At 64.4% G+C, this 13,261-nt stretch carries 11 protein-coding genes; 3 read left to right on the plus strand and 8 right to left on the minus strand.

Going from position 1 to position 13,261, the window contains the following annotated elements; genetic code table 11:
- Positions 1 to 202 precede the first annotated feature (202 nt).
- The 8 genes from NKJ89_RS24870 to NKJ89_RS24905 form a co-directional block, all read right to left on the minus strand.
- Positions 203 to 1,696 (minus strand): aldehyde dehydrogenase family protein, encoded by a 1,494-nt coding sequence (locus tag NKJ89_RS24870; protein ID WP_502904151.1) that lies wholly within the window; start codon positions 1,694 to 1,696, stop codon positions 203 to 205.
- A gap of 24 nt (positions 1,697 to 1,720) precedes the next feature.
- A complete protein-coding gene (locus NKJ89_RS24875) occupies positions 1,721 to 2,365 on the minus strand; it encodes a ThuA domain-containing protein (RefSeq protein WP_352606401.1) in 645 nt (214 codons plus the stop codon).
- Between the two features lie 41 nt (positions 2,366 to 2,406).
- On the minus strand, positions 2,407 to 3,429 hold the full coding sequence (locus NKJ89_RS24880; protein WP_352606489.1) for an LLM class flavin-dependent oxidoreductase: 1,023 nt from the start codon (positions 3,427 to 3,429) through the stop codon (positions 2,407 to 2,409).
- A 71-nt stretch (positions 3,430 to 3,500) separates the two neighbouring features.
- The gene (locus NKJ89_RS24885) at positions 3,501 to 4,388 is read right to left on the minus strand and encodes an ABC transporter permease (RefSeq protein WP_352606403.1); all 888 of its coding nucleotides are present in this window, start codon (positions 4,386 to 4,388) and stop codon (positions 3,501 to 3,503) included.
- A complete protein-coding gene (locus tag NKJ89_RS24890) occupies positions 4,385 to 5,344 on the minus strand; it encodes an ABC transporter permease (RefSeq protein WP_352606405.1) in 960 nt (319 codons plus the stop codon). The genes NKJ89_RS24885 and NKJ89_RS24890 overlap by 4 nt, the downstream gene beginning before the upstream one ends.
- A 7-nt stretch (positions 5,345 to 5,351) precedes the next feature.
- Positions 5,352 to 6,989, minus strand: a complete 1,638-nt coding sequence (locus tag NKJ89_RS24895; RefSeq protein WP_352606407.1) for an ABC transporter substrate-binding protein — start codon at positions 6,987 to 6,989, stop codon at positions 5,352 to 5,354.
- Positions 6,990 to 7,022: 33 nt separating this feature from the next.
- Positions 7,023 to 7,799 (minus strand): DUF427 domain-containing protein, encoded by a 777-nt coding sequence (locus tag NKJ89_RS24900; protein WP_023759566.1) that lies wholly within the window; start codon positions 7,797 to 7,799, stop codon positions 7,023 to 7,025.
- Between the two features lie 14 nt (positions 7,800 to 7,813).
- Positions 7,814 to 9,172, minus strand: a complete 1,359-nt coding sequence (locus NKJ89_RS24905) for an LLM class flavin-dependent oxidoreductase (protein ID WP_352606409.1) — start codon at positions 9,170 to 9,172, stop codon at positions 7,814 to 7,816.
- A gap of 128 nt (positions 9,173 to 9,300) precedes the next feature.
- On the opposite strand from NKJ89_RS24905, the gene NKJ89_RS24910 reads away from it, so the two are divergent.
- From NKJ89_RS24910 to NKJ89_RS24920, 3 genes are all read left to right on the plus strand, one after another.
- Complete coding sequence (locus tag NKJ89_RS24910; protein WP_352606411.1) at positions 9,301 to 11,166, plus strand: dipeptide ABC transporter ATP-binding protein; 1,866 nt, start codon at positions 9,301 to 9,303, stop codon at positions 11,164 to 11,166.
- A 151-nt stretch (positions 11,167 to 11,317) separates the two neighbouring features.
- Positions 11,318 to 11,692 carry a hypothetical protein gene (locus tag NKJ89_RS24915; RefSeq protein WP_352606413.1) on the plus strand — a complete coding sequence of 125 codons (375 nt, stop codon included), beginning with the start codon at positions 11,318 to 11,320 and terminating at the stop codon, positions 11,690 to 11,692.
- Between the two features lie 125 nt (positions 11,693 to 11,817).
- Positions 11,818 to 13,260 carry a multicopper oxidase family protein gene (locus tag NKJ89_RS24920; protein WP_352606415.1) on the plus strand — a complete coding sequence of 481 codons (1,443 nt, stop codon included), beginning with the start codon at positions 11,818 to 11,820 and terminating at the stop codon, positions 13,258 to 13,260.
- The last annotated feature ends 1 nt before the right edge of the window (position 13,261 follow it).

A 13,261-nucleotide genomic window follows, 5' to 3' on the forward strand; every position in this document is an offset into this window, starting at 1 on the left:
CGAGTTCCTTGGCGCCCCCCTCTGTCCTGCCGGACATCTCCCCCACGAGGGGGGAGATTGGCCGTCACCGCGACCTTCGCCAATCTTCAACGTAGCAGGAGGAGAGCCAGCGCCGAAACTGCCAATCTCCCTCCTTGTGGGGGAGATGTCCGGCAGGACAGAGGGGGGCGCCGTAGAGCGCCATCTGCAAAATGCCGGCCTCTCAATCCGTCCTTATCCACACGCCCTTGGTATTAAGATATTCGTCGAGGTGCTCCGCCCCGCCCTCGCGGCCGTAGCCGCTCATCTTGTAGCCGCCGAAGGGCACTGCCGGGTCGATGGCGTGGTAGGTGTTGACCCAGACCGAGCCGGCGCGCAGGCTGTTGGCCAGTTGGTGCGCCTTGCCGAGGTCGCGGGTGAACACGCCGGCGCCCAGCCCATAGGGCGTGTCATTGCCGCGCCGCACCACCTCGTCCAGCGTGTCGAACGGCAACGCAGAGATGACCGGGCCGAAGATCTCTTCGCGGGCGATGCGCATGTCGTCGGTGACACCGGAAAAGACGCTGGGCGTGATGAAGTTGCCCGCTCCAAGCGCACCTTCGGTGATGCGGTTGCCGCCGGTGACCAGCCGCGCGCCTTGCCTTGTGCCATCCTCAATGAATCCAGCGACGCGTTCGAGCTGCTTGGGCGAAATCAGCGGTCCGATCTCGGTCTCGGGGTCGGCGCCATCGCCGATCCGGAGCTTCGCCGCATAGGCCGAGACCCGCTCGACGAACTCGTCATGGATCGGCCGTTCGACGAACAGCCGCGAGCCGGCGATGCAGATCTGGCCGGAATTGGCGAACACCGACATCGCCGCGATCGGCACCGCGCGATCGAGATCGGCGTCGGCGCAGACGATGACCGGCGACTTGCCGCCAAGCTCCAGCGAGACGCGCTTCATGTTGCCGGCCGAGGCGCGCAGGATGTTCTGGCCGGTCACTGTCGAGCCGGTGAAGACGATCTTGTCGACGTCCATATGGGCGGCGAGCGGCGCGCCCACCTCGGCACCAGTGCCGGTGACGACATTGACGACGCCGGGCGGCACGCCGGCCTCCATCATCAGCGCGCCGATCAGCAGCGGCGTCAGCGGCGCTTCCTCGGAAGGCTTCAGCACGATGGTGCAGCCGGTCGCCAGCGCCGGGCCGATCTTCCAGATCGACGCGGCGGTCGGCGCATTCCACGGAATGATCGCGCCAACGACGCCGACCGGCTCCTTGCGCGTGTACGAAATGATCTCGCCCGGCAGCGAATTGCCGATCGTGTGGCCATGGATCGCTGTCGCCATGCCGGCGTAGAAGCGCAGCATGCCAAGCACGCGGTTCTTGTTGGCGAGCGTGCGCACGATGGGCATGCCCATATCCATGGTGTCTGAACGCGCGATCTCCTCCCAATGGCGCTCCATCAGGTCGGCGATCTTCAGCAGCAGCACCTGGCGCTCATAGGGTTTGAACCGGCTCCACGGCCCGTCGAAGGCGCGCCGGGCCGCCGCCACCGCGAGGTCGATATCGCTGGAATCGGAGAGCGGCACAGTGCCGATCACGGCGCCGGTGGCGGGGTTGCGCGTCTCGAACGTCCGGCCGCTGAGCGCATCGCACCAGGCGCCATCGATCAGCATCTTGCGGTGCCGGCCATCGATGGGCGTGTGCAGAGGCAAATCTGTCACCGAGACCGTCATGCTCATGTCCTCATTTCCGCTGATCTAGCGGGCGGCCCAGATAAGACCCCGCTCGACAATCAAGGCCATTTCTGGGACCGCGAACTCGTCGGCATTGTGCCCCAGCGCGCTGTAAAAAACCTTTCCCGCGCCATAGCGTCGCTTCCAGACGACCGGCATGACAACGCCGCCTATCCCCGGGAAATGCGCGTCGGTGAAGGTGGTCGTGGCCAGCACCTCGTTGCTCGGGTCGACGTGCATGTAATACTGCTCCGACCGGTAGGCGAAATCGGCGATGCCGGATGTGATCGGGTCGTCCGGCCTGGTGACGGCAACCCTATAGTCGATAATATCGCCGGGATGCGCGACCCACTGGCCACCGGTCATGAACTGATAGTCGGGTTCGTTGCGAAAACTGTCGCCCATCGTGCCGTGAAAGCCGCCGAGCCCGCTGCCTCCGCGAACGGCAAGCGTCAGGTTCTGAAGTTCGGCTTTCTCGATCGTCGACATCGTGATCACCGGAACGATGAGATCGAAAGAGGCAAGCTCTGGATCGGCGAACATCGCGGTCCCCTGGCCGAGCGTGATGTCGAATCCGTTGCGCTCAAGCAGCGAGCTGATGATTTTGGCGCTGCGCTCCGGTGTGTGACCTTCCCAGCCGCCCCAGGCGATCAAAGCCTTCTTCGCCATGGTGTACCTCCCTGAAATGATCCGTCTTGACCGATCCGGTGTCAGCGCCAGCCCAGCGCCGGGGCAACATGGGTCAGGATCGCCTCGATGACATGCGCATTGTAGTCGACGCCGAGCTGGTTCGGAACGGTGAGCAGCAGCGTATCGGCCTCGGCGATCGCCTCGTCCTCAGCCAATTCCTTGATCAGCACGTCCGGCTCGGCGGCGTAGCTGCGGCCGAAGATCGCCCTGGTGTTCTCCTCGATGAAGCCGATCTGGTCGCGGCTCTCATTGCCGCGTCCGAAATAGGCGCGGTCGCGATCGTCGACCAGCGCGAAGATGCTGCGGCTGACAGAGACGCGCGGTTCACGACTGTGGCCGGCAGCCTTCCAGGCCTCGCGGTAGATGCGGATCTGCTCGGCCTGCTGGACGTGGAACGGCTTGCCGCCCTCGTCGAATTTGAGCGTCGAGCTTTGCAGGTTCATGCCAAGCTTCGCCGCCCATTCCGACGTGGCGTTGGTCGCTGCACCCCACCAGATCCGCTCGCGCAAGCCCTCCGAATGCGGCTCAAGCCGCAGCAGGCCAGGCGGGTTGGGGAACATCGGCCGTGGATTGGGCCGTGCGAACCCCTCGCCGCGCAGAGTGTCGAGGAAGACCTCGGCGTGATGCCGCGCCATGTCGGCGTCGCTTTTGCCTTCCGGCGGCGCGTAGCCGAAATAGCGCCAGCCGTCGATCACCTGTTCGGGCGAGCCGCGGCTGATGCCGAGTTGCAGGCGGCCGCCGGCGATGATATCGGCCGCGCCCCCATCCTCCGCCATGTAGAGCGGATTCTCGTAGCGCATGTCGATGACGGCCGTGCCGATCTCGATGCGGCTGGTCTTGGCGCCGACAGCCGCCAGCAGCGGGAACGGCGAAGCGAGCTGGCGGGCGAAATGATGCACGCGGAAATACGCTCCGTCCGCGCCAAGCTGTTCGGCCGCGACGGCAAGGTCGATGGATTGCAAAAGCGCATCCGATGCCGAGCGCACCTGCGATTGCGACGAGGGCGTCCAGTGCCCAAACGACAGGAAACCGATTTTCTTCATAGCCATGCGATATAAGGATGCGCGCCGGGCTTCAATGCAAAAGAAGTTTTCCAGCGCGCCCGGTCTAACGCTCATGCATCGCTATTTTCGAAGGCACCGATGCCTTGTGCGATGAGGTTTGTCGCCATCACCAGCGAGACGATTGCCGCGGAATTGAACACGACCACCCACCATTTGCCGCCGGTCAGGAAGCCGTAGCCGTCGGCGACGGCCAGCCCCCAATCGGCCGATGGCGGCTGGATGCCGAGGCCGAGAAAACTCAGCGTCGCGATCGAAAAGAACGCGTAGCCTAGCCGGGTGACGAGTTCGATGAGGATAGTCTCCCTGATGTTGGGCAATATCTCCAGGAACATGATGGCAAGCGCGCCTTCGCCGCCGAGCCGGGCGGCGCTGACATACTCGCGCTCCTTCTGCTCGCGCACGGCGGCGCGGACGGTGCGCGCCACCAGCGGCGCATAGGCGATGCCGATTACCAGGATGACGGTCAGGTTCGACGGCCCGATCGCCACCAGCGTCATGGTGACGAGAACGATGAACGGAAATGCCATCAGCGTATCGAGCAGCCGCGCACCGATGGCATCGGTGAGGCCATCGAAATAGCCGAGCACCAGGCCGATGATGCTGCCGGCCGCAACGCCGGCCAGCGTCGCCAACGGCGCAACCAGCAGGATGTCGCGCGATCCAACCACGATGCGGGACAGCAGGTCGCGGCCGAGCTGATCGGTCCCGAACCAATGCAAGGCATCGGGCGGCGTTAGCGTCGCCAGAAAATCCTCGGCATACGGATCGTAGGGAACGAAGAGATTGCCGAACAGCGCGCAGGCGACCCAGAACAGCAGCAGCAGCGTTCCGATCACGACCGATGGGGGCAGTCCGGAGAAAGCACTGCCGATCCTGCGCACCGCTGGCAAACCAACCACAGCGCGCCGCGGCGCCGGAGATTCCGTCAGATCCGTCATGGCGAGGTCCGACGGCGCTGCCGCGGATCGAGCAAGGCCAGCACGAGGTCGCCCACTGCCGCCGACAGCACGAAGATTGCCGCCATCACCAGCACGCCGGCCTCGAGCATCGGAAAATCGCGTGCCTTGGCCGCGTTCAAAACCAGATTGCCAAGCCCCTGGATGCCGAACAGCGCCTCAATCACCACCAGCCCGCCAAGCATGTATCCGGTCTGCGTCGCCAGCACCGCGATGGTCGGCGTCAGCGCATTGCGCAGCACGTGCCGAAGGATGATCTCACGCCGATTCAGACCCTTCAGGACGGCTGTGCGTGTGTAGTCGGCGGCCATCGCCTCGATCACGCCTGCCCGCGTCATCCGGGCGATGTAGCCGGCAAGATTGAGCACCAGCGGCAACGCCGGCAGGATCAGATAATAACCATGCGTCCAGAAGCCCGCGCCAGCCGGCGCAACGCCTGAGATCGGGAACCAGTTCAGCCACAGGCCGAAGACGATGAGCAGCATCAGGCCGGAAACGAAATCAGGAACGATGCCAAAGGAGACGCCCGCCATCACAATCAGCCGGTCGATGAAGCGGCCGGCGTTGAGTCCGGCAACGATCCCGGCGCCCACGCCGAGCGGAACGAGAAGAATCAGAATAATGCCGGCAAGGGCAGCGGAGCGCTTGAGGCTTTCCAGCACGAAGGGCGCCACCGGCCCGCGCATCGACAGCGACGTGCCGAAGTCACCTGTGACCGCCTTGCTGAACCAGAGCCAGTACTGGACGAGAACCGGCTGGTCGGCGCCGAGCCGCTTGTTCAGCTCCGCCACCGCCTGCGCGTCGGCAAACGGCCCGAGCATTACGCGGCCGACATCGCCGGGCAAAACCTGCCCGGCGAAGAACACCAGGATACTGACCAGCCACAGCGTGAGGACGAGCGTGCCCACACGCGCCGACAGAATGCGGCCGGTCAGCATGTCGCGATCATGCCTGGACGAAGGAAACGCGGTCGAGCAGCAGATGCGAAATCGCGGTGAAGCGCACGCCCTCGACCTTTGAGCTGACGATCCGGCTGTATTGCGAGAAGTAGCTGATGATCGCCGGCGTCTCGTCAAGCAAGAGGGTCTGGATCTTGCCGGCAACGAGGCGCTGTGCCTGCAGATCACGTGCCTTCGAGTAGTCGAGCAGCAGCGCATCATAGGCCGGGTTGTTGAAATGCGCCGCGTTCCAGGCTCCCGAGCTCTTCAGCGTCGCGTTGAGGAAGATATCGGGCGTGCCGCGATGGCCATAGTCGGTGATGCCGAGCACCGAATCCAGCCAGGGCGAGCTGCCGAAAGTCGCCGAGCCGTAATAGGCGTCCTGCGGCAGGACATTGAGCTTGACGTCGATGCCGGCCTTCTTGGCGAAGTTCTGGATGATCACCGCATAGTCGGGAATGTCATAGGCGCGCTCGGTGGTCAACGTCACCTCGAAGCCGTTGGGCACGCCCGCCTCGCCAAGCAGCCGCCTGGCTTCCGCAATGTCTTGCTTGCGCTGCGGCACCGACGGATCGGCCGAGGGGAAGATCGGCGCGAACGGGCTGTCGTTGCCGACGATTGCACGGCCCTTGAGCAGGCCCTTGACCACCGCCTCGCGATCGATGGTGAGGGCCAGCGCACGGCGGATGCGCTTGTCGGTGAACGGAGCCTGGTCGGTTCTGAGATGCACCTGGTCGTGTGAGCTCGCCTGCACGCTCAGCAGCTTGAAATTCGGATTGCCCTCGATCGCGAGTTCCAGGCGCGTCGTGCTCGGGATAACGTCGAGTTGGCCGGCCTGCAGCGCCAGCACCTGCGCCTGCTCGTCGTCGAAGAACTTGATCTCGACCCGGTCGGGCAGCGCCTTGTCGCCCCAGTAATCCTCATTGCGCACGAAGCTGGCGCCTTGCTTGGGACGGAAGGATTCGAGCTTGAACGGGCCAGTGCCGTTGAAAGTCTTCTCGAAATCACCGGCATAGTCGGCCGGCAGGATGACGGCATTGTAGACGTCGGAGGAAACATAGAAGGGAAAGTTGCTGTTCGGACCGTCGAGATCGAAAGCGACTGTCTGCTCGTCGACCAGCTTGGCGCCGCCCTTGGACAGGATGCCCTTGTAGGCCGACAAGGCAGACGAGCCGCTGGCCGGATCGACCAGCCGCTCGAAGCTCACCACCACGTCTTTGGCGGTGACCGCGCGGCCGTCGTGGAATTTCACCCCCTGCCGCAATTTGAAGGTCCAGCGGCTGGCCGTCTCGTCGGCTTCCCAGGACAGGGCAAGCTTCGGCTGCAGCCCGTCCTTTGGGTCGTCGAGGATCAGATATTCGCCGACCTGGCTGATCACCCCGATGCTGGCCGGATCGGTCACCGAAACCGGATCGATCGCCTTGGTCGGCTGGCCGAGCCCGACACGCACTGTGCCGCCTGCTGCTGCGGCAGCGCGCGCGCCCCCCAGCCCCTGCGAGGCGGCAAAGCCGGTCAGGCCAAGCAGTGCGGCATATTTCAGGAGATCGCGGCGCTTGAGAAAGCCGCCCTGATATTCGTCGACGGCGACATTCCAGATGTCTCCCGACAGATTGCGAAGTGCGTCGATATCCCTGTGTTTGGTCATGTTAAAACCCTGCTCTGAAATGAAGATTGAAACCTATGCGACGGGTTCGCCGTCGAGATGGATGCGGTCCACGGCCTGCGGATAGAAGGCGATGAGGCCCTTGATCTTGGGCATCTCCGCGATCGGATCGCGATAGCTCCAGGCGATGTCCGGGCGCACCGTTCCATCGCTCAGCAGACCGGACCAGTAGGAGGCGATGCCCTTGTAGGGACATCGCGTCGTCGTAACGGACGCCGTCAGCCGCTCCAGCCGGATGTCTTCCGCGGGCAGATAGAAGCGGGTCGGCAGATGCGTCTCGAACAGCAGCACCGGACGATGGCTGTCGGCGATCGGTTCGCCGTCGAACCAGACCTGCACATGGCTCGTGCTTTGCAGCACATCGATGCGCGCATAAGGGTCTCGCGCGTGGACGAAGACTTCTTCGTCCTCCTCGAACCATTGGTCGACGGCCTTCCAGGTGAAGGCGATGCGGCCGGCGAGCGGCGCCAGGTTCTCATCCGGCGGCGAGATGAAGGCCCACGCCGCGTTGGCACTGCGCCTGTCGCCGCTGTCGATATCCCAATAGGCCGTCTCGCCACCCACTGGATGCGGTTCGCGATGCAGCGAAGGCTTCAGCACCGACGGGTCGACCGCTGACGGCGGGAAGAAATAGATCGGCAGGAAATGGTTGGAGCGCAGCACCAGCACGTTGCGGCTGTCGGCGATGGTGCGGCCGCCGAATTTGACCCGCACGCGCTTGGGGCTGTGCAGAACGTTGACGAGCTGCGGAGCGGTCGCTTCACGAGGCTGCAATCTTGGGGCGACAGTCATGATCGTTCTCCCGGTCAGGACACGGCGCGCGCATTGTCGCGCTGCTCGGCGAAGCGGTTGGCGGGCCGCGCCAGGCCGAAGCGGTCGCGCAGCGTTCCCTGCGCGTATTCGCTCGGAAACACGCCGCGCCGTTGCAGCTCGGGCACCACCTGTTCGGCGAAGTTCACCCAGTCCTCCGGCAGCAGCGGGAACATCAGGTTGAAGCCGTCGGCGGCACCGGAAACGAACCAGTCTTCGAGTTGGTCGGCGATCTGTCTTGGCGTGCCCGCGACGGTCGGTACAGAACCGCTGTTGGCGAGCTTGCGGGCAATCTCTCGCAGGCTGAGATTCTGCTTCGCCCACTGCTTGACCCGGTTGAGCGACGTGCGCCCGCCATTGAAGGTGCTTTCGTCCGGCAGCGGCGGCAGCGGCCCGTCCGGCGGATAGACGGAGAGATCGATGCCGCTCCAGCTCGACAGCAGGTCGATGCCGACCTGGTCGGGCAGCAGGGTCTGGAGGTATTCCTGTCTTTCCCGGCCTTCCGCCTCGGAAGGGGCGACGATCGGCAGGATGCCGGGCAAGATTTTGAAGCTCTCCGGCCGCCTGCCGTGGCGGGCGAGACGCTCGTTGATGTCCTGGCGATATTTGATGCCATCCTCCTTGGTGCTGTAGATGGCGAAGTGCGCATCGGCCTGCGCGGTGGCGAAGTTCTTGCCGTCCTCGGACGATCCGGCCTGGACGATCAGCGGATGGCCCTGCGGCGGCCGTGAGACGTTGAGCGGCCCGCGCACCTTGAAATGCTTGCCCTTGTGGTCGATGGGATGGACCTTGTCGGGGTCGGCGAAATAGCCCGACGCCTTGTCGATCAGCAGCGCCTCGTCTTCCCAGCTGTCCCACAGCGCCTTGACGATATCGAGGAATTCGGCCGCGCGCTCATAGCGAAACGCATGCTCGATGTTGCCATCGCGGCCGAAATTGCGCGCCTCCTCATCCATCGCCGAGGTGACGACGTTCCACGATGCCCTGCCCTTGCTTATATGGTCGAGCGAGGCGAACATGCGCGCCACATTGTAGGGCTCGCTGTAGGAACTCGACGCCGTCGTGATCAGGCCGATATGGCTGGTCGCCCCGGCCAGCGCCGACAGCAGCGTCAGCGGTTCGAGGCGGGCATTGGCGTAGTGGGCGACACCGCTCTTGACCGAATCCCAGATCGACACGTGGTCGGCGACGAAGATGGTGTCGATCCTGGCCCGCTCGGCCGCCTGCACGAGATCGCGGTAGAACTCGAAGTCCAGCACCTCGCGGCCCGGCGCCCGCGGATGGCGCCACGACATCCGATGATCGCCCTGCGGGTTGAAGAAAAATGCGCTGAGGATCATGTGGGCTCGAGCCATGCCGGTCTCCTTCCAGATCTGCTCCGAGGGACGTCGCGCTGCTTCGGCAGACGGCGACAATCTCTCTTGAGCCCTGAAAGTTAGATTGCGCTCCGGCTTAATTCGAGTAACTTTATAGAGATAATGCATTGAGAAAGTGGAAGCGATTGCCCTCGATCGCGACGCTGGAAGAAAGTGGTTTCAAGCCCCCAATGTTCTCCTCGGTTCTGAACGTCGACCAGCTTTCCATCGCCTATGACGGGCGCAATGGGTCGCATCCCGCCGTCAGCGGCGTCTCGCTGCGCATAGCCGAAGGCGAAGCACTCGGCCTTGTCGGCGAATCCGGATCGGGGAAAAGCTCGGTCGCGCTCGCTATCCTGCGCTATCTGCCGAGGAATGCCCGCGTCGCGGCGTCAGCGCTGGAATTCCAGGGCCGGGAAATCCGCGACCTCCCCGCCGAGCAGTTGCGCCAGCTTAGGGGGGATCATATCGCCGCCGTCTACCAGCATCCGGGCGCGGCCCTTAACCCAAGCATGACGATCGGCCGCCAGATCACCGAAACGATCATGCGGCATCGCCCGGTGCGCCATGACGAGGCGCGCGAGCGGGCTTGCGAACTGCTCGGGCGCGTTCGGGTGAGCCATCCGGAGCGGGTGCTGGGGCTCTATCCACACGAACTCTCCGGCGGCATGCAGCAGCGTGCCAACATCGCCATCGCGATTGCGCTCGACCCGTCGCTGCTGGTGCTGGACGAGCCGACGACGGCGCTCGACGCCAGCGTCCAATCCGAGATCATCGCCATCCTCTCCGACCTGCGCAAGGACCACAAAACCAGCATCCTGCTGATCAGCCACGACATCAACATGATCCGCCGCTCCTGCGACCGGGTGGCGGTGATGCAGTCGGGAAAGGTGGTCGAAAGCGGCGCCGCCGGCGATGTCTTCGACAACCCGTCTCACGCCTATACGAAGGCGCTCATCGCCTCGATCCCGGCGCTCAATTACACCAAGCGGAACGGAAGACTGGCGGAGACGGACGGCCAGCCATCGCGCTTGGCAGTCCAGAATGAAGCCGCTGGCCCGCCAAAGGAACGCCGGATCGCGATCGCCTGCAAGGGCATCAGCCATGCCTTCGGCAGCCAGCCAGTGCTGCACGGCATCGATCTCGATATCGGCCAGGGCGAGACCTTCGGGCTGATCGGCGAGTCCGGTTCCGGCAAGTCGACCCTGGCAAGGATCGTCACCGGCCTGCAGCCGCCCGACGCCGGGTCGGTCGAACTGTTCGGAAGGACCGTCGCGCCGCGCGTCGAGAGAAGGAACCTTGCCGAACGCCGCGACGTGCAGATGGTCTTCCAGTCGCCGGATCGCACGCTCAACCCGCGCCAGCGGATCGGCAGGATCCTCGGCCGCCCGCTGCGCCGGCTCGCTGGCCTGCGCGGCAGTGAGATAAAGGCTCGCGTCCGCGACTTGCTGCAATCGGTTCGCCTTGCCGGCGCCACAGCCGAGCAGAAGTCGCGATCACTATCCGGCGGCCAGCGGCAACGGGCGGCCATCGCGCGGGCCTTCGCCGGCCTGCCGAAGGTCGTCGTGCTCGATGAACCCACTTCGGCGCTCGACGTCTCCGTACAGGCGACCGTCCTCAACCTGCTCAACGACCTGCAGCGCGACAAGGACACGACCTATCTGTTCATCAGCCACGACCTCAGGGTGGTGCGCTATATGGCCGACAGGATCGGCGTGCTCTATCGCGGCCGCCTCGTCGAAACCGGCTCATCCGACCAGATTTTTCAGGGCCCCAATCACCCCTATACGGCATTGCTTCTGGCGGCAGCGTCCGATGAGGCTGAGCCGAAGCTATCCGCTCCAGTCGACATCGAGGAAGCCCCGAACACCGGATGCTCCTTCGCCGACCGCTGCCCTCTGGTCCTGCCCGACTGCAAAAGGGCCGAACCGCCCGCCAGAGAGACAGCGGCCGGCCATTTCATCGCCTGCTGGCGACACGGCCAGGCTTCGTAAGCGGATTACCGACAGTCCAAAGCCCTCAACAGCATGTTCTTCCTCAGGCACGATGCGATGCCGGGATTGTCGCAGCATCGGAATCCAGCTTGCAAATGCCATCTTTTGAGGCCAGCCTAGATGCATGATGGCACGCCGGTCGCCAAAACATATGCTTGTCATGCTCCTCGCGGTATTCCTGACCGCCGGGTTCAGCCTGTCTGCCGCTCAGGCGAGCGTCATGTCGGCGAAGATGATGATGGCTGGCGGCGGCATGACAATGCCTGTCGGCACCGGCATGGCCAAGATGGCCGACACCGCCATGAATGGCGACTGCAACGCCTGCCTCAAGGGCGCGGGCGACACCGGCAAACCGATGCATTGTCCGCCGACCTGCATCGCGCCGGTGCTCGCCGTACTCCCTCAAAGCCTCGCCATCACCATGGTTCCACCGGTGCAGCAACCATCGGCGCTACCGATGCCGTTCCTTCACGGGCGAAGTTCCGTGCCCGACCCATTCCCTCCCAAATCCACCGATCTCGTCTGACGCCGTTTCAGCCATCCCACGGCTGATTTCCGGCGTTTGATTGCCGCTGCGCTTCGCGCCGGCAGGCACACGGCAATTCGACGTCGAGAGGCTCGCCGTCGATTGAGATCGCAAAGGGCTTGAGAGTGAGTATCGATTCCAGTCATTCCATTTCACGCCGCAGGTTCGTCTTTGCCGCGGCGGGCGTTGCTGCGGCCACCCTGGTGCACCCCGCAACGCCAAGAGCATCCGCCGTCGATGAACGCCGCATCAGGATCGCGCCCGGCCACGCCAGCTTCACCAGCCCTGGCGATCCGCTTACTCCCGTCTGGGCGTATGACGGGACGGTCCCCGGCCCGATGCTGCGCCTGCGCCAGGGCCGACCCGTTCACATCACGGTCGAGAACGGGCTGGACGAGGAAACCACGGTCCATTGGCATGGCATCCGCCTGCAAAACGCCATGGACGGAGTACCCGGCCTGACGCAGCAGCCGATCAAGCCGGGAACAGATTTCGTTTATGAATTCACGCCGCCCGACGCCGGCACCTTTTGGTACCATCCGCATGCCAACAGCCTTGTGCAGCTCGGCCGCGGGCTCGCCGGCGCCCTCATTGTCGAGGAAACCGAACCCGTTGCCGTCGACCGCGACCTCTTGTGGTTGCTGCAGGACTGGCGGCTTGCCGACGACGGGCAGATGGCGCCCGGTTTCGGCAGCGCGATGGACGCGGCGATGTCCGGCCGCGTCGGCAACGTCGTCACCATCAACGGCACGGCGCCGGCCGACCAGAGCGTAAGGGCGGGCGAACGCGTCAGGCTGCGGCTGGCCAATGCGTCGCTCGCCCGCATCATGTCGCTGCGCTTCGAAGGCCACCGCCCGGTCGTCGTGGCGATCGACGGCCAGCCCTGTGATCCGCATGAACCGGAGGACGGCCGCCTTGTTCTGGCCCCTGCCATGCGCATCGACGTCGTGATCGATATGCAGGGCGACCCAGGCAAGCGTTACGCAGTGATCGACGATTTCTATGACGGTCTCGCCTATACGCTGACCACGCTTGCCTATGACAGCGCATCGCCACTTCGGACCCATCCTCTCGGTACGCCGCTTGGCCTGCCGCGCAACCCGTTGCAGCAACCCGATCTCGCAAGCACCGAGCGCCAGGAGATCGTCCTGCAAGGCGGCATGATGGGTGGCGGCAAGCTCGCTGGCGTCGGCGGCATGATGGGCATGGCGACACCCGGCATGAAGGGAGGCGCTGCCTGGGCGATCAACGGCATGTCGATGACCGGTGATGGCCACGCCGGCATGGCGCCGCAGTTCACCCTGCCCCGCGGCGCAACCTGTCATCTCACAATGCGCAACGAAACTGCCTGGTGGCACCCGATGCACATCCACGGCTTCAGCATGCTGGTGCTTGCGCGCAACGGTTCGCCGGTACCGTACCGGCAATGGCAGGACACGGTGCTGCTCGCTCCCAGGGACACGATCGAATGCGCGTTCGTCGCCGACAATCCCGGCGACTGGATGCTGCACTGCCATGTCGCCGACCACCAGATGGCCGGCCTCATGACGGTGTTTCGTGTGACCTGAT

The organism is Mesorhizobium sp. M0047 (assembly GCF_040323315.1).
Taxonomy (GTDB): Bacteria; Pseudomonadota; Alphaproteobacteria; order Rhizobiales; family Rhizobiaceae; genus Mesorhizobium.